This is a genomic window from Rhizobium sp. TRM95796 (assembly GCF_025779995.1).
Lineage (GTDB): Bacteria > Pseudomonadota > Alphaproteobacteria > Rhizobiales > Rhizobiaceae > Rhizobium_E.
This window is the reverse complement of sequence record NZ_JAOXHE010000007.1, coordinates 1-16,642: the sequence shown is the minus strand read 5'-3', so window position 1 is coordinate 16,642 and position 16,642 is coordinate 1. Positions and strand designations below refer to the sequence as shown.

The 16,642-nt window shown below is 63.5% G+C and carries 14 protein-coding genes; 4 read left to right on the top strand and 10 right to left on the bottom strand.

Annotated features, from left to right (window positions below):
• Nucleotides 1-208 precede the first annotated feature (208 nt).
• From OCK01_RS16485 to OCK01_RS16465, 5 genes are all read right to left on the bottom strand, one after another.
• Nucleotides 209-1,363 carry a hybrid sensor histidine kinase/response regulator gene (locus tag OCK01_RS16485; RefSeq protein ID WP_263824882.1) on the bottom strand — a complete coding sequence of 385 codons (1,155 nt, stop codon included), beginning with the start codon at nt 1,361-1,363 and terminating at the stop codon, nt 209-211.
• Entirely contained in the window at nt 1,360-1,932 is a 573-nt protein-coding gene (locus OCK01_RS16480) for a chemotaxis protein CheB (protein WP_263824881.1), read from the bottom strand. The genes OCK01_RS16485 and OCK01_RS16480 overlap by 4 nt, the downstream gene beginning before the upstream one ends.
• The gene (locus OCK01_RS16475; RefSeq protein ID WP_263824880.1) at nt 1,929-2,762 is read right to left on the bottom strand and encodes a CheR family methyltransferase; all 834 of its coding nucleotides are present in this window, start codon (nt 2,760-2,762) and stop codon (nt 1,929-1,931) included. Before OCK01_RS16475 ends, OCK01_RS16480 begins: the two co-directional genes overlap by 4 nt.
• Nucleotides 2,759-6,208: a response regulator gene (locus tag OCK01_RS16470; RefSeq protein ID WP_263824879.1), complete on the bottom strand. Its 3,450-nt coding sequence runs from the start codon at nt 6,206-6,208 to the stop codon at nt 2,759-2,761. Before OCK01_RS16470 ends, OCK01_RS16475 begins: the two co-directional genes overlap by 4 nt.
• Nucleotides 6,209-6,584: 376 nt before the next feature.
• Nucleotides 6,585-7,484, bottom strand: coding sequence for a LysR family transcriptional regulator (locus tag OCK01_RS16465; protein WP_263824878.1), 900 nt, complete (start codon nt 7,482-7,484; stop codon nt 6,585-6,587).
• Nucleotides 7,485-7,579: 95 nt separating this feature from the next.
• Here OCK01_RS16465 and OCK01_RS16460 point away from each other — a divergent pair, with 95 nt between their 5' ends.
• Nucleotides 7,580-8,413, top strand: a complete 834-nt coding sequence (locus OCK01_RS16460; protein WP_263824877.1) for an SDR family oxidoreductase — start codon at nt 7,580-7,582, stop codon at nt 8,411-8,413.
• A gap of 114 nt (nt 8,414-8,527) precedes the next feature.
• Here OCK01_RS16460 and OCK01_RS16455 read toward each other — a convergent pair whose 3' ends face one another.
• A complete protein-coding gene (locus OCK01_RS16455; RefSeq protein WP_263824876.1) occupies nt 8,528-9,433 on the bottom strand; it encodes a LysR family transcriptional regulator in 906 nt (301 codons plus the stop codon).
• A 166-nt stretch (nt 9,434-9,599) separates the two neighbouring features.
• Here OCK01_RS16455 and OCK01_RS16450 point away from each other — a divergent pair, with 166 nt between their 5' ends.
• Nucleotides 9,600-10,589 (top strand): MBL fold metallo-hydrolase, encoded by a 990-nt coding sequence (locus OCK01_RS16450; RefSeq protein ID WP_263824875.1) that lies wholly within the window; start codon nt 9,600-9,602, stop codon nt 10,587-10,589.
• A gap of 29 nt (nt 10,590-10,618) precedes the next feature.
• Nucleotides 10,619-11,707, top strand: a complete 1,089-nt coding sequence (locus tag OCK01_RS16445) for an aldo/keto reductase (protein WP_263824874.1) — start codon at nt 10,619-10,621, stop codon at nt 11,705-11,707.
• Between the two features lie 103 nt (nt 11,708-11,810).
• On the opposite strand, the gene OCK01_RS16440 is transcribed toward OCK01_RS16445, so the two are convergent.
• From OCK01_RS16440 to OCK01_RS16425, 4 genes are all read right to left on the bottom strand, one after another.
• Nucleotides 11,811-12,464, bottom strand: a complete 654-nt coding sequence (locus tag OCK01_RS16440; protein WP_263824873.1) for a class I SAM-dependent methyltransferase — start codon at nt 12,462-12,464, stop codon at nt 11,811-11,813.
• A complete protein-coding gene (locus OCK01_RS16435; RefSeq protein ID WP_263824872.1) occupies nt 12,461-13,090 on the bottom strand; it encodes a DedA family protein in 630 nt (209 codons plus the stop codon). The genes OCK01_RS16440 and OCK01_RS16435 overlap by 4 nt, the downstream gene beginning before the upstream one ends.
• Nucleotides 13,091-13,092: 2 nt before the next feature.
• Nucleotides 13,093-14,070, bottom strand: coding sequence for an oxidoreductase (locus tag OCK01_RS16430; protein ID WP_263824871.1), 978 nt, complete (start codon nt 14,068-14,070; stop codon nt 13,093-13,095).
• Nucleotides 14,071-14,194: 124 nt separating this feature from the next.
• Entirely contained in the window at nt 14,195-15,520 is a 1,326-nt protein-coding gene (locus OCK01_RS16425) for an MFS transporter (protein WP_263824870.1), read from the bottom strand.
• A 162-nt stretch (nt 15,521-15,682) separates the two neighbouring features.
• On the opposite strand from OCK01_RS16425, the gene OCK01_RS16420 reads away from it, so the two are divergent.
• Nucleotides 15,683-16,606, top strand: a complete 924-nt coding sequence (locus tag OCK01_RS16420) for an AraC family transcriptional regulator (RefSeq protein WP_263824869.1) — start codon at nt 15,683-15,685, stop codon at nt 16,604-16,606.
• Nucleotides 16,607-16,642 lie beyond the last annotated feature (36 nt).

Here is a 16,642-nt window from a genome sequence, read left to right as displayed (position 1 = left end):
CTCGCACGGCATGCTCACCATCAATGCCGACGTGCTGAACGAAGACCTGCTGGCCTTCGTGAAGGGCTGACCGGTCGAAAACCCGGCTGCGGCGGATGCCTGCCGCAGCCGGAAACAACAGCGGGACGACAAAGAATCGCGCCGCCGGGTCTTCGATGGCCGCCGCGCCGGAACGGCATGCAGGCTGACGACTGTCACGCTCAGCGTGTCAAACGTAGCCTTCGCCGGCGTGCGGCGCGGTGCGCGGCAAATCCAGAGTGAAAATACTGCCGCGGCCCGGTCCGTCGCTCCATACGGCGACGTCGCCGCCATGCAACTCCATCAGTTGCTTCACCAGCGCGAGGCCGATGCCGAGTCCGCCATGGGAATGATCCCGATGTTCGTTGACCTGTTCGAACATCTGGAAGATCGCCGAGGCCGCCTCCGGCGTCAGGCCGAGCCCGTTGTCGACGACGCGGATCCGGTAGGTCTCTTCGGCAATCTCCAGGGACACGTCGATCCGCCCGCCCTTCGGGGTGTATTTCGCCGCATTGTTGAGCAGGTTCGACACGCATTGGGTCAAACGGACCTTGTCGGCGAACACCATGCAGGGTTGTTCGGGCGTGCTGTAGTGCAGGACGTGTTGTTTTTCCTCGATCATCTGCAGCGTCATATCCAATGCGGTGGACACGGCGTCCTTCAAATCGAATTCCGTTTTCGCCAGAGTGATCTTTCCCTGGGTTATCCGTGATATGTCGAGCAGATCGTCGACGAGCCGGATGATGTGATCCATCTGATCCTGCATCAGGCTGTTGATCTGTTCCGCCCTTTCCGGATCCGGGCGTCTGAACAGCAATTTCATGCCGCTGTTCAGCGCCGCCAGCGGATTTCGCAATTCGTGCACGAGCACGCCGATGAATTCGTTTTTCCGCTTGTCGGCGAGCTGGAGCGCGCGCGCCTGCTCCTCCAGCGTGTCTCGCTGCTCGGCGATCATCTGCCGCTGCCGGTAGAGTTCGGCGAAGATGTCCGCCTTGCTGCGCAGAATGTCGGGCTCGATCGGCTTCTGGATGAAATCGACCGCGCCCGCCTCGTATCCCTGGAACTGGCGCTCGGCGCTATGGCTTCCCGCGGTCACGAAGATGATCGGAACGCGTCTGGTCCGCTCGTTGCCGCGCATCAGTTCGGCCAGTTCGAAGCCGTTCAGGCCCGGCATCTGCACGTCAATCAGCGCCAGCGCGACGTCGTGCTGCAACAGCAGTTCGAGCGCTTCGTCGCCGGACCTCGCCTTGAGCAGCATCAGATCATCGCGTCGCAGCAGAGCCTCGAGAGACAGGAGATTCTCCGCCAGATCGTCGACGAGCAGAAATTTAACAACGGTCGTCATGTGAGTATTTTCTGTAGGTATGTTGCAATTTGCGATAACGACATGACTTTGGCGTCAGGACAAGCGCGGATCGCAGCCTCCGGCATCGCCGTCGCATAGGCGGTCAGCGGATCCTGCACGATGGCCGCGCCGCCGAGCTGGGCGACGACCTGAAGTCCGTGGGCGCCGTCATGGTTTGCCCCTGTCAGGACGATGGCCGTCAACTGCTTGCCCCAGGCGTCCGCCGCGCTTTCGAACGCTACGTCGATGGAGGGACGCGAGAAGAACACCTCTTCTTCACTGGACAGCGAAATATGCGACCGCCCCTCGAGCAGCAGGTGGTAATCGGGCGGCGCGAAATAGATGGTCCCCGGTTCGACAGGCTCCTTGTCCTCCGCTTCGATCGCCCGGAGCCGACATTTCCGGTCGAAGATGTCTGCCAGCACGCTGCGCTTGTTGGGCGGCAGATGCACGACGACGAATATCGGGAAGCGGCAATCGGCCGGCAGAGTCGGCAATATCGCCGACAGGGCTTCGAGCGCGCCGGCCGACGCGCCGATGATGATCGCCCCGCCCGGTTGCCCGCTCATGAGCCCACCCTTTGATAGATTTTTTCCTCTCGAACGAATTCGCGGAAGCTGTCGGCATGGTCGGAGAAGCGGAGCGTCTCCTTCGACCCCAGGCCCAAAAAGCCGTTATGCGGCAGCGCTTCGCGGAACAGACCGATGGCGCGATCCTGCAGGTCGCGGTCGAAATAGATCATCACATTGCGGCAGGAGACGAATTGCATCTCCCCGAACACCTGGTCGGTGACGAGGCTGTGGTCCGAAAAGACGACGTTGCGCCGCAGGCTCTTGTCCAGGATGCAGCGATTGTAGCCGGTGGTGTAATAGTCCGACAGGGAACCCTTGCCCCCTGCCTGCCGATGGTTTTCGGTAAAGACGCGAATGCGGTCGATGTCGTAGATGCCGGCTTCAGCATGAGCGAGCGCATCGGGATTGATGTCGGTGGCGTAGAAGATCGTTCGCTCCTCCAGCCCCTCTTCCCGGAACAGGATGACGAAGGAATAGAGCTCTTCACCCGAACTGCATCCGGCGATCCAGATCTTCAGCGACGGGTAGGTGCGCAGATGCGGGATGATCTTTTCGCGGACGGCAAGAAAATAGGAGGGATCGCGAAACATCTCGCTGACCTGGACCGTCAGATAGCGCAACATGTCCGACAGCATGTCCGGATGATGGAGCAGCCGCTCCTGCATGGCGGAAATCGTCGCATAGCCCAGTTGCTCGCGAGCCTGGCGCAGCCGCCGGCGGATCGACGACATCGCATAGTTGCGAAAGTCGTAGTGGTATCGGTGATAGAGCGCCTCCAGCAGCAGCCGGATCTCGATATCCTCGACCTTTTCGAACGTGTCGGTCATTGGGGCATCCAAACGCGCACCAGGGAGAGAAGTTTTTCCACGTCGAGCGGTTTCGCCATATAGTCGTTGGCTCCCGCATCGATGCAACGCTTCTGGTCGTCCGGCATAGCCTTGGCGGTCAGGGTGATGATGGGCAGCTTCTGCCAGGCGGCGTTGCGACGGATGTGCCGCGTCGCGGTCAAGCCGTCCATCACCGGCATCATCACGTCCATCAGCACGAGGTCGATCCGCCCGGCGGGCTTGGTCTGCGACTGTTCGAGTTTTTCCAGCGCCTCTTCTCCGTTCCGTGCGATTTCGACCACCGCGCCGCGCGGTTCGAGAATATTGGTCAGCGCATAGACGTTGCGAACGTCGTCCTCGACGATGAGAATGCGGCGGCCTTCGAGAAGTTCATCGCGATTGCGCGCTTTTCGTATCATTTGCTGTTGTTCATCCGGAAGTTCGGACACGACCTGATGAAGGAACAAGGTCACCTCGTCGAGCAAACGCTCCGGCGACTTGGCGCCCTTGATGATGATCGACTTCGAATAGCGGCGAAGTTTCTGCTCTTCCTCCGCGCTCAGCACCCGCCCGGTATAGACGATGACCGGCGGGAACGAATGGGAACCCTCCTGGCTGAGCGTTTCCAGAAGCGCGAAACCGGAGGCGTCCGGCAGCGACAGGTCCAGCACCATGCAATCAAACGTCTTGTTTTCGAGCAGCGATAGGCATTCGGCGGCTGTGCCGGCGCCCACCGTTTCGACGTCGTGCGACGACAGCAGTCTCGACAGGGCGTCGCGCTGCACCGCATTGTCCTCGACGATGAGCACCCGCCTCAGAGTCTGTTCGGCCTTGGCGCCCAATGATTCGATCACTTCGACCAGATGATCGCGTTGCACGGGCTTCAGCGCATAACCCACGGCGCCGAGCGAGAGCGCCCGGTCGGAATAGTCGTCGGCCGAAAGGATATGGATCGGGATGTGGCGCGTGCGCACATCCCGCTTCAGCCGGTCGAGGACCGACAGTCCGGATTGATCCGGCAGGCCGACGTCCAGAATGATGGCGTGCGGTATGTGCTGATAGGCGAGATCGAGCGCCTCCTGGGCCGTTCCGGCGACGAGCGCCTGGAATTTGAGTTCGCGCGCCAGATCCCGGAGGATCAGGGCGAAGGAATGGTCGTCCTCGACCACGAGAAGCTTACGCGCCCCTTCGTCGGCGACGGCCCGATCATCCTCGATGAACGCGATCGGCCTGCCTGCCGCCGCCGCGGGCATCGGCTCCTCGGATCTCGTCGCCTGCGCCGCCCGCTGCGTTTGAACCGCCGCCGGCTCGGGCTGCGGCGTCCGGACGAGCGCGACGTCGAAGTCCTGCGGGATGATCACGGTGAACGTGCTTCCTTCTCCCAGGCGGCTTTCGAGTTGGAACCGGCCTCCCAGCAATCGCACCAGCTCCCTCGAAATCGACAGGCCGAGGCCGGTGCCGCCGAACTTGCGGCTGATGGTGCTGTCTGCCTGATGAAACGCTTCGAAGATGCGCTTCTGCTGTTCTTCCGCGATGCCGATGCCGGTGTCCTTGATCGACAAGGCGAGATGATTGTCGCCGTGGCGGCGGATGCTCAGCGACACGCCGCCTTTCTCGGTGAACTTGATCGCATTGGCCAGCAGGTTCTTCAGAACCTGCTCTAGTCTCTGCGGGTCGGTCTGTATAATCGCCGGCGCGTCGGACGACACCGTCATCGACAACTGCAGGTTCTTGTTGGCGGCGAGCGGTTCGAAGAGATGGCGCAGAGAGCCGAGCATGCGCTCGACCGACACCGCTTCGGGCCTGATTTCCACATGGCCCGCCTCGATCTTGGACAGGTCGAGGATGTCGTTGATCAGGTTCAGCAGGTCATTGCCCGAAGACTGGATCGTCTGCGCGAATTGGACCTGTTGCGCCGTCAGGTTCCCCTCGGAATTGTCGGCGAGCAGCTTGGCGAGGATCAACGAGGAGTTCAGCGGCGTGCGAAGCTCATGCGACATGTTCGCCAGGAAGTCCGACTTGTACCGGCTGGCCAGTTCGACCTCGTTGGCCTTGGCCTGGATGGCGTCCTTGGCTTTTTCGATGTCGTCGCGTTGCCGCTCCAGTTCCTGCGCCTGCTCCTCGAGCTGGGAATTCGTCTGTTCGAGTTCGGCCTGCTGCTGCTCCAGCCGCGCCTGGGATTCGCGCAAGGCGCGTCCCTGTTCCTCCAGTTCCTCGTTGGACACCCGGAGCTCTTCGCCCTGCACCTGCAGTTCTTCGGACTGCCGCTGGGTTTCTTCGAGCAAGGCCTGGAGACGCGTTCTGAACTCGGCCGAGCGGATGGCCACCGCGATGATTTCGGACACTTTTTCGAGCAGCAGCAAAGTCTCGTCGGAAATCGGCGACAGGAAGCCGAGTTCGAAAACCGCCCGGATTTCGCCGTCGACGATCGCTGGCCCCAAAGCGAGGTAGCGCGGCCTGCTCTGGCCGAGGCCGGAGCCGAAGCTGATGTAATCTTCGGGAAGCTCGCCGACCGCGATCGGCCTGTGATCCCTGAGAACATGTCCGAACAGGCTGTCGCCCTGGCCGAAGCTCGCGGGGAGGGTCACGTTCGAGGGAACGCCATGCACCGCCGAGCGATGATAGCGGCCTGCGTTCTCCACATAGAGCGCCCCTGCGACGGCGCCGAGGTAATTGGTCAGGAAGCCGAGAATGTTCTCTCCGAGCGCGGCCAGGGGCTGTTCGCCGAACACCGACGCCGCCAAGCCCACTTGCGCGTTCTGCAGCCATTGCTCCCGCTGGCGCGCGATATTGGATTTCCTCGCAAGGCCCGAGATGATCATCGTCAGGATGATGCCGAGCGCTCCCGCGGACAAGCTGCTGACCCATGCGATGACATAGGAGTTGTCCATCGCTTCCAGGCGCTGGCTCCGCTCTTCACTGGCCTCGTCGCGCAGTTGCGAGACGACCGCCCTGATGCCGTCCATATCGTTGCGGCCCTGGTCCGACTGCACGAGAGCCAGCGCCCCCGCCTGTCCTTTTTCCCGGTAGAGCCGGAGCGTCCTGTCCATTACGCCCAGCTTGGACTCGACGTAACCGCGCAGTTCCTCGACGCTTCCCCGTTCCTGCATTTCGCTGGTCGCCAGCAGACCAATCGTCGCCAGGCGGCTCTTCACCTGGGACAGGGCTCGGTAATACGGCGCCAGATATGTATCCTTGGCGGTCAGCAGGAAGCCTCTGAGGCCCGTCTCGGCATCCTGGGCGTCGATCAGCAACAGATCGAGCGCGACGATCAGGCCATGGGTCTGCGTCACCCGCGAATTGCTGTCTCTCACATTCTGGATTGTATAGATCGAGATCGCGGTGCTGACGACGAAGAAGAACACCGCGGCAGCCAGCCCCATCAGGGCGTTCCGTTCGAGCCCGATGCCCTTCGCGCCGTTCAATGCGGATGTTTTTCTATGCATGATCGAGACGCTCTTGAAATCGGCGCGCTGAAAATTGTCCAGCGAACGACAATGTTGACGGGATGGGTGTCGAGGCGCTCGCCGTCGCCGAAATCTTGGAGACGCGAGACCATTGTTCGGGTGCGGCGGCAGCCGCAGTCCAAGGACGTCAATTAGCAATAATCCTGGCTGTCGATCAAGATTGCGCCGACAAAAAGAAAGGCGGTGTCTATCCCATGCCGGGCAGGGCGTACAGCCGCTTTTGATGATGGCCCCCGCCGGGGCCGGCCGTCCTCATGGCTTGTGGATTTCGGCGGCGGCAATGGAAGCCGATATCGGCTTTACCGTCCTGGCTCCGCGCGGTGATGCTGCAGATGTGGTCCAGATCCTCGTCCGCTCATCGTCTCCTCTCCACCTGTTTCAGGACGTCGATAAAGGCGCGGAGCGGCGACGGCATGTGCCGGTTGCGCGGGTAATAGAGCGCCAGGCCGGCTGTCGGCGGGCACCAGTCGTCGAGAACGGTCACGAGCTGGCCGGATATCAGAAACGGCTTGGCGAAATATTCCGGGACATAGGCGATGCCGCGGCCGTCCGCCGCCGCCTGCGTGAGCAGATCGCTGTCGTCGAGGGTGAGGTTGCCCGGCGCGTCGACGGCAATCTCGGCGCCGTGTTTGGCGAACTCCCATCGGTAGCGCTTTCCGCTGGGCAGGCGTTGCCGGATGCAACGATGGGCCTGCAGGTCCTCAGGCGTGAGGGGGACCGTCCTGCCGTCGAGATAGGACGGGGACGCGACAGCGATGAAGCGAACATCGCCCCCGAACGCTACCGCGACCATGTCTCGCGGAACGGTCTCGAGCAGCCGCACGCCGGCGTCGAAACCTTCCTCGACGATGTCGACGAGTCGACCTTCCGAAACCAGATCGAGTTCGACGTCGGGATAGGACGTCAGAAACTGCGGCGCGACGTCTCTCAGCAGGATAAGCGCGCCGCTCTTGTTCGCATTGATTCTCAATGTGCCGCTCGGGGCGCCGCGCTCTTCCGATAGCGTGTCGAGAGCTAGGTCGAGATCCTGCAGGATCGGGTCGATGCGCGCCAACAGGCCCGCGCCGGCTTCGGTCAACGACACGCTGCGTGTCGTCCGGTTGAAGAGCCGGACGCCCAACTTGCCCTCCAGTCCGATGATCGCGTGGCTCAACGCGGAGCGTGAGACGCCCAGGACGTCGGCGGCCCTGCGGAAGCTAAGGTGGCCGGCCACCGCCGCGAAAGCGGCGAGATCGTTCAGGCTGGGGCGTGTCATTCGTGAAATTTCCTCACCGTCTCATCTCGTATTGACGACCTTATACCACCAATCTCGGCGAGCTACATTGGGTTTGCAAAGAATGAGGAGTTCACATGCCGAAGACATGGTTCATTACAGGCGCTTCTTCCGGCCTCGGTCTGGAGATGACGCAGCAATTGCTCGCGCATGGTCACAAGGTGGTCGCCACCATTCGCCGACCGGGGACGCTCGAGCAGCTCGAACAGTTATGTGGCGACCAACTGGATGTCGTTTCGCTCGACCTGATCGAGGCGAAGAGCATAGCGTCGGTCGTCGACGAAGCCTTCCGGCGCCATGGCCGGATCGACGTCTTGGTCAGCAATGCCGGCTACGGATTGTTCGGGGCGGCGGAGGAGCTGGCGGATGATCAGATCGATCGGCAGATCGCCGCCAATCTCGCCGGATCCATCCATGTGATCCGCGCCGCGCTTCCGTCTCTGCGACGGCAGGGCGGCGGGCGTATCGTCCAGGTTTCTTCCGAGGGCGGGCAGATCGCCTATCCGGGCTTCAGCCTCTATCATGCGACCAAATGGGGCATCGAAGGTTTCGTCGAATCGGTGGCGCAGGAAGTGGCGCCGTTCGGCATCGACTTCATCATCGCCGAGCCTGGCCCAACCGGCACCAATTTCGGAGCCAACCTGGTTTGCGCCGACCCGATGGACGTCTACGAAAACACCCCCGCCGGCGCTGTCCGCCGCGCCATCGTCGATGGCGGCTTCGAAATAAAGGGCGACGCCGCCCGCACCGTGGCCGCGATCATCTCCGCCGCCGAAAGCGAGAAGCCGCCATTGCGGCTGGCGCTGGGAAGCACAGCCTATTCCTCCATTTCGCAGGCGCTTTCCGCGCGGCTGGAGGCGATCGAGGCGCAACGGGACGTGGCGTATTCCGCAGACCGAAGCGAGGCGTGAATCGGCAGCCACTCCAAACGCTGCATCGGTTCTCCGAGCATGGCGCCGGACCCGAAAGAGGCCTGCGAAGACCGCTCGGCCTCGCCGGCCGCGTAGCAGCCGTCTCGATCTGCGTCACCGCCGAGCCTGCCAGTCGTAGCTTCTCATGAAATCGAGAAAGGCGCGCATGGCGGCGCTCGGCAGGCGCCGGTTGGGATAGTAGAGAAACCAGTGGGGCAGAGCAGAGCTCCAGTCGGAGAGAAGCTCCACCAGACGGCCGGCCTGGATGTGTGTGCGCGCATAGTCGTCGAAGACATGGGCGATGCCTCTGCCCGCCAGCGCCGCCTGCAGTTCGTTCTGCGCGGAGCTGACGGTCAGCCGGCCTTCGGGCGCGATCTCGATGTCTTCTCCGCCTTCGATGAACCGCCACGTGACCAGCGTGCCGCCGGGAAACCTGCGCCTGATGCAGTCGTGGCCGACAAGGTCTTGGGGAGCCTGCGGCTCGCCATGTCTTTCGATGTAATCGGGTGAAGCGACGATCACATAGCGCAGCGGCGGGCCGAGCGGAAGCGCGATCATGTCCTGCGCCAACTGCTTCCCGAACCTGACGCCGGCGTCGAAACCGCGCTCGACGATATCGATGACCGCGGCATCGCTGATGATCTCGATCTTCACGTCGGGATAGGCGTCCATGAAGTCGAATGCCAGCGGGCACAGGACATGGTCCACGGCAGGCGCCGGAGCATTGATCCTCAGAGTTCCCGAGGGGCTGTCCCGCAACTCGTCGATTTCGGCGATCGCGCGCCGGATGTCGCGCAACGCCGGGGAGAGGCGCTCCAGCAGGCGCTGTCCCGCTTCGGTGGGAGAGACGCTTCTGGTCGTCCGATTGAGCAGCCGAATTCCGAGGGCTTCCTCCAGAGCATTCATCGTCTGGCTGAGGGCCGATGAAGACACCCCTCGTTCGAGCGCCGCGGCGCGGAATCCACCGCATCGGATGATCGAGGCGAACACATCGAAGCTGTCCAGGCGAAGCGGGTTCATTGAGCTGTTTTTCTAATCAAGCTGATAATCTTTGTGCAGCTTATCAGCGCAATAGGCCTGTGTCATCGTTCAAACCGTTGTTCGTCGCCACGATCTGTTCGACGGCGCAAGCATATCGAGCGCCGCCCTGGAAAGCGCGCGCGCCCGACCAGGAAAGGAAAATCCGATGAGTGTCTTCACCCTCAACAGACGCGCGGTCATGCTGACCGCCGTCACGGGCGCCTCCGCCCTGTTCATTCCCAGCCTCGGCGGCTTCGGGGCGGCTGCACAGGGCATGCCTGCATCGCTCGGCAATAGCGGTCACTACCGCGTCCGCATCGGCGATATCAGCGCGACCGTGCTCAGCGACGGCGTCATCGAAGGACCGCCGCGCGTCTACGCCAGCGATGCGCCGGAAGCCGCGTTGCAGGAGGTGTTGCGCCGCGCCTTCCTGCCGAGCGACCGCATGACGCTCAACCTCAACACGCTCCTGATCGAGACTGGCGGTCGGCGAATCCTGATCGAAGCCGGCGCTGGAAAAACCATGGGCCCCAATGGCGGTCGCCTCTTCGAAAATCTCGCGGCGATCGGCCTCGGCCCCGCGGATATCGACGGCGTCGTCATTTCCCACACGCATCCGGACCATGTCGGCAACCTCCGCGCCGCGGATGGCGGCAGGGCTTTTCCGAACGCCACCGTCTTCGCGCCGAAAGCGGATTGGGATTTCTTCGTCCGGACTGATCCGGATCTCTCCTACATGCCGACGCCCGAGGAATTCCGGCTGCGTTTCGCGCGGAACATCAAGACCAGCTTCGAGCCGGTCATGGATCATGTCGAACTCTACGAAGCCGGCGCCGAGATCGTGCCGGGCCTCACCACGATCGTCGCTTCCGGCCACACGCCGGGCATGGCCGCCTTCCTCGTGCATTCGGGCAAGGAGCAATTGCTGCTGACCGCCGACCTCGCTTATCATCCGGTCGTCAACATCGATCGTCCCTGGCTTCCCGGCCCCGATCGCGACAAGGAGACGGCGCTCGCTTCGCGCCGGCGCATTTTCGACAGGGCGGCGGCCGACCGCATCCCGGTCCTCGGCTTCCACTTCCCGTTCCCGGGCATCGGCCACATGCTGAAGACCGATGGCGGCTACGCCTGGGCGCCCGCCAACTGGCAGTTCTGACGCCCCTCCCGACACAAGGAAAAAATCTCATGGACAAGTCGACCATCAACCGTCGCGGCTTTCTCGGAACGATGGGAGCGGCCGTGACCGGTCTGGCGGTTCCCGCCGCGTCCGCCGGGAAAGCCGGCGCTCAGGATGCCGCCTCCCCATCCGGCGGGACGGCGCCGAGCCCGGATCTCGTGACCCGAACTCTGCCGCGCACCGGCGAACAGGTCACGGCGCTCGGCCTCGGCACGTTCCTGACCTTCGACCTGAAGCCCGGTGATCGCCGCGACGCGCTGCGGCAGGTGTTCGAACGCTACGTCGCCGCCGGCGGACGCGTGGTGGACACCTCGCCCCTTTATGGCTCCGCTGAAGCCACTGTCGGCCAGTTCATGGGCGAGTTCGAAGGCGGAGATCAGATGTTCCTCGCCAACAAGGTCTGGTCGACCGGCGACTATCTCGGCGACGAGAGTCATGCGGAGGAGAGTTTCCGGCAGTCGCGGATGCGCACCTGGCGCAGCACGATCAATCTCATGCAATGCCACAGCATCACCAATGCGCCCGTCGTCATCCCGCTGATGACGTCATGGAAAAAGGACGGATTGATCCGCCATGTCGGCGTGACTCACCATGAATCGGCCGCCCAGGATCAATTGCTCGCCATCGTCGAGCGCGGCGACGTCGACTTCATCCAGACGAACTACTCGATCTTCAACCGCGACGCCGAACGCCGCCTGCTGCCCGCCGCCGCCGCCAAGGGCGTAGGCGTCCTGATCAATCTGCCGCTCGAAAAGGCGCGGCTGATGAAGGTGGTCGAAGGACATCCTCTCCCCGCTTTCGCCCGGGAGTTCGGCGCCGCGACTTGGGCGCAGTTCTTTCTGAAATGGGTCATGGCGCATCCGGCCGTCACCAGCGTGCTGTGCGGCACGTCGAACCCCGATCACATGAGCGACAATATCCAGGCGATGACCGGCCCTCTGCCCGACGAGCGGATGCGCGCCCGCATGGTCGCGCATATGGAAACGATCCCAGGCTTCGGCTCGATCGGCGCGATGCCTTGGTATCCCGGCAAGGAGACGATGTATCATGGCCTGATCCGTGAGGCGCAGGCCAACGCCATCGAAAGGCTGCGATAACCGTCCCGGCCTCTCCCTCTCGGCCGTGCCGGGACCGGCCGCGTATGCCGCCGCCGGCGCTTTCGAAACGAGCGCGATAGTCGCCTCCGCCGAGTTCGGTCGATCAGTCGATCTCGGGCGGAGCCGATGCGTTCGGGCTTGCGATCGATGAGCTCGGGGCGGGCGGTGCGAACGGAGGACGCGGTCTCCGGCGACTGAAGCGGTAGACCGCCGCGGGCGGAACATTCGCGAGCGTGCGCCCCAGAAAGGTCGCCTTCAATCCGAGCCGATCGAGCACGGGTCTGGGGACGGGGCATCGTGGTCCGTAGGTGAATTGAAAAAACGCTCCGTCATCGCGAAGATGCGAAAAGGCTCCTTCGAGAATGCCGATCACCTTTCGAACCGGCATCGACAGGAGAGGCAGTCCGCTCAAGACGGCGCCGATCGGGGTCGAAGTCGCAAGCTCGATTTTGCGCAGTTGCGACGCGTCCATAAGCAGAGTTCTCGCCGCCGGAAAGCGCGTCTGGAGATGGCCGGCGAAAGCCGCGCTGGACTCCACGAGAACGAGATCGGATTCGGAAACACCCCGCTCGAGCAGCGCCTCGGTGAACACGCCGGTTCCCGGACCGAGTTCGATCACGGCGCCGCTGGCGGCGGTGATTTCCGTGGTCATCAGCGACGAGAGCGCCCGTCCCGACGGCGTGACCGAGGCGATCTGCAGAGGCGCGGAAAGCCAGGCGCGGAAAAACACCAGCGCATCGGCGGTTCTCCCGATCATCGCATCGTCTCCCGTCGCCGCCGCATCGATGATCGCAACCGGAAGGAAATTGCGGCCATTATTTCCACCAAAACGACAAGCGCCAGGATCTTGAGGGCGAAGGCCGATGAGTTGAGGCCGGGCAGCGCCATGACGGCGAAGTAGCCGGCGGCGATGAACAGCCCGTTCCACAACAGGATCCCGACCCCCAGGCCGAATGCGAACCGCAAGGCGCCCGTTCCCAACAGCGCCGCGGCCAAGGGGAAGATCAATCGGATCGTCGGGACGAGTTGCGATGTTATCGTGATCGCCTGTTCCCGGGCGCGCAGGGAGGCGAGCGTCCGGTCGATGTGTCGGCCTGAAAGTCCGATCCGCCCGCCGACGACGTGGAGAAGGGCCACGGACTTTTGTTCTCCGAGCGCGCGTATGAGGAGATAGAGCGCGAGCGCCCCGGCAAAGCTGCCCGCGGCGGTGCCCGCGACGGCCGCCTGGACCGACCAGGCATCGTCCTTGGCCGCAATGCCGATGGCGACGAGAACGCCGTGGGACGGAAGCGCCGGAACGAATCGTTCGGCAAGACCGATCGACAGAAGGCCGACGAGGCCGTAGAGCGCGATCCAGTCGACGAGATCTGCGAGCGGGTCCATCCTCAGCCCTCTCGTCCGTCAGAAGGTCCAGCCCGGCCGGAACGATGCGAAGCGGGGGTGTCGAAGGCGCGGCCGATGAGCCTCTCCGAGATTTCCCAGAGACGCCTCGCGACGTCGCCGTCCATCGCCCGGGGCGGCATCCGCGCCTCGGTCGGATGCCCGCGCGTCTCGCCGAGCCTGTCGGGTCCATAGTAACCGCCGCCGCGAATATCAGGAGACGTAGCCGCAAACAGCGTCGGCAGAGCCCCCTGGGGCGCAGGCTGAAACAAGAACCACAGCAGCGACCGCATAAGTCCCTGCGCGCTGCGGCGACCCGGCGCGTTGTGCAGCAGGTCCGTCCGGGAGATGCCGGGATGGGCCGCGATGGAGGTTATGCCCCAACCGCCCTGGTCGCTGCGTCGCTGAAGTTCCAGCGCGAACATCAGGCATGCCAGCTTCGATCGGCTATAGACCGGCATGGCCCTGTAGCTCCGCTCCGCCTGCAGGTCGTCGAAGTCGATGGCGACCTTCGACCCTCTCGCCGCTATGCTGGAAAGCGTCACGACCCTCGGCTCTCGTCCTGTCGCCAAAAGCGACGCCAGATGGGCCGTCAGCGCGAAGTGCCCGAGATAATTGGTCCCGAACTGCAGTTCGAAGCCGTCACGGGTGGTCTTGCGCACGGGGGGCGTCATGACGCCCGCATTGTTGATCAGCACGTCGAGATGATCGAGACGGCCTTTCAGTCGCGTCGCCATCGCCTCGATCGACGCGAGGTCGGCGAGATCGACCGGCTCGAACGCAATGGACGCATGCGACGCCTCATTCCTGATGCGTCTGACGGCGTCGGCGCCTTTGGCCGGATCGCGGCCGGCGAGGATCACTTCGCCGCCGGCTCTCGCCAGCGCAAGAGCAGTTTCGAACCCCAGGCCGCCCGTGCCGGTGACGAGCATGGTTCGACCCTGCTGGGAGGGCATGTCGTCGACTGTCCAAGATTTCGGCATAATCTGTTCCTTTCGTGTTTTTGGCTCGGCTGCCCGACGGAGACGCCCCGTTTCGACGATGCGTCTTGCGGGAACACCACCGCCCCTGCGGAGATGGCCGTTCGATGGATGGCTGTCAGAATGTTCAGGGGGCGGTTCGGCGTCGCCGGAGGGCCGCGGCGACGCGACGGTCGGCGACGAGGAGGACAAGGCCCGACAAGGCGCTCGCCAGAGGCACGATCAACAGGCCGAACGCGAGGCCGTTCGGAATGTCGGCGGCGTATGCGGCGTCGCTGACCATGCCGACGAACAGAGGCCCGAGCGCCGGCCCGACAAGCCCGCTGCCGATCATCACCAGGCTGGACGCCTGCGCCTGGCGACCCGGCCCCGCCAGCAGATGCGCCGCGCCGAAGCCCCAGGGGAGCATGAACGAGAACGACAGCATCGATGGGACGAACAGGGCGATCGACATCCAGCCGACAGGGGCGAACAGGGCCGCCGTCGTGGTGACGCTCGCCGACAGAAACAGCAGGCCGGGTGGGCCGAGGACCCTGCCGGAGCCGGACCGCGCCGCATGGTCGAACCAGCGGCCGCCGCCCAGCGTGCCGACAATCCCCATCAGCCCCTGCAACAGCCCGAAGGAGACGCCGACTTCGGTTGCGGAAAAACCGTGGGCGCGGATCAGAAACGGCGCCGAGAATGCATAGAAGGGCGCGCCGGCAAAGCCGAGAAGGACCGTGCCCAGAAACAGCCAGCGAAAGGCCGGCGACGACAGGAGATCGAGGCTGGTTTTCAGGAAAGGGCCGTCGCCCGAAGCCGGGGGCTGCAAGCGCGGCGTCGCGCCCACCACGAACACCGTCGCGAACCCGATCAGGACGCCGACGGCGCCGGCGCCGATCAACACGATGCGCCAGCCGAACATATCGGCGAGAGCGCCGCCGGCCGAAAAGCCCGCCATGGTTCCGAGCGGGATCCCCATCGCGAAGAGACCGATCGCAAGCCCGCGTCGCGCCGGCTCGACCTTGCGGACGATCAGGGCATGACCGGCCGGGACCGCCCCGGCCTCTCCGAACGCCACGCCGAAGCGTGTCAACGCGAGGAACAAGAAGCTTGCGGCGACGCCGCCGAGCATCGTCATCGCGCTCCAGATCAGCACGCAGGCCGCCAGCACCAGCCGCGGCGATCCTCGGTCAGCGGCGCGCGCGAGCGGCAGCGACAGAAGCGCGTAACAGACGGCGAAGGCGAGGCCGGTCAGCAATCCCATCTCCGTATCCGTCAGCGACAGGTCCGCTTTGATTTTCTCCGCCAGAATGAACGGAAGTATGCGGTCGATCTGGGATAACGCGTTGATCAGCAGGAGGACGGCGCATATGGCCGCAAAACGGCCGGGCTTCGCATAGTCTCCGGATGAATTGGGTCGAGGCGCATGCCCCGATGAAGGATCTCTTGACCCGGCGGCGATTTCTGCCATTTTGAGGTTGCTCCTCGCTTGGTTGCACCCTCAAGCTAGATGGAGCGACCCATGACCAGAATGCCGGAACTCGCAAGAAACTTGCCTATTCCTGCAGAAGAGGCGATTATGCCGACCCGGAGCCAGATCTTGCCCTGGCGCCTCACACATCCGGAGTCGCGCATGAACGCACCGCTGCTTGCGGCTGTCACGGCCTATATCGAAGAACAGGGCGGCGGCCAGGGCCTTTTCCCGACGGCCCTCGAAGGCTTCAACATCGTCCGGTCGTACCAGTCGATGATGCCGATGCGAAACATCTATCGCCCATCGCTCTGTGTCGTGCTGGAGGGCGGAAAGGAACTGCATTTCGGCGAGGCGAGACTGAGCTATGGAACGATGGAATGCCTGGTAGTCAGCGTCGGGCTGCCGGCGACCGGTCGGATCGTCGAGGCCAGCGAGGAGAAGCCCTATGTCGGGGTGATGATCGATTTCGACGTTGCGACGATGCGCAGCGTTCTCGAACAGTTGGATGCGCTGCCGGCGCCATCGGAAGATTCCGGCCCGTGTGCTTTCGTCGCCAAAGTCGATCCGCCCTTGGCCGATTGCATTCTTCGTCTCGTGAAGTTGCTGGCGACGCCGAAAGCGATCCCTGTTCTGGCGCCCTCGATCGTGCGCGAAATCTGCTATTGGCTGCTGAGCGGACCGCATGGCGGCGAGATCTGCAAATTGGCCCTGCCGGAATCCAATATCGAACGCGTCGTCAGAGCGGTGTCGGTGCTGCATACGAGTTTCGCGGAGACGCTGCGCGTCGAGACGCTGGCGGAAATCGCGCGGATGAGCCCGTCGTCGTTTCATCAGCATTTCAAGGCGTTGACCTCGATGACGCCGCTTCAGTTCCAAAAGCAGTTGCGCCTTCTCGAGGCGCGTCGGCTGATGGTCACCGAGGCCGCCAACGTCGCCGAAGCCGCCTACAAGGTCGGCTATGAAAGCGCCTCGCAATTCAGTCGGGAATATTCGAGAACCTTCGGTGTGGCGCCGAAACAGGACGCCTTGACCCAGCAGCGTCTCCACGATCGATACGCCAGCCGCACGGTGCGGTCGGCATGAGCCCGGAAAGCGCCGTCAGGGCATTGCCCTGACGGC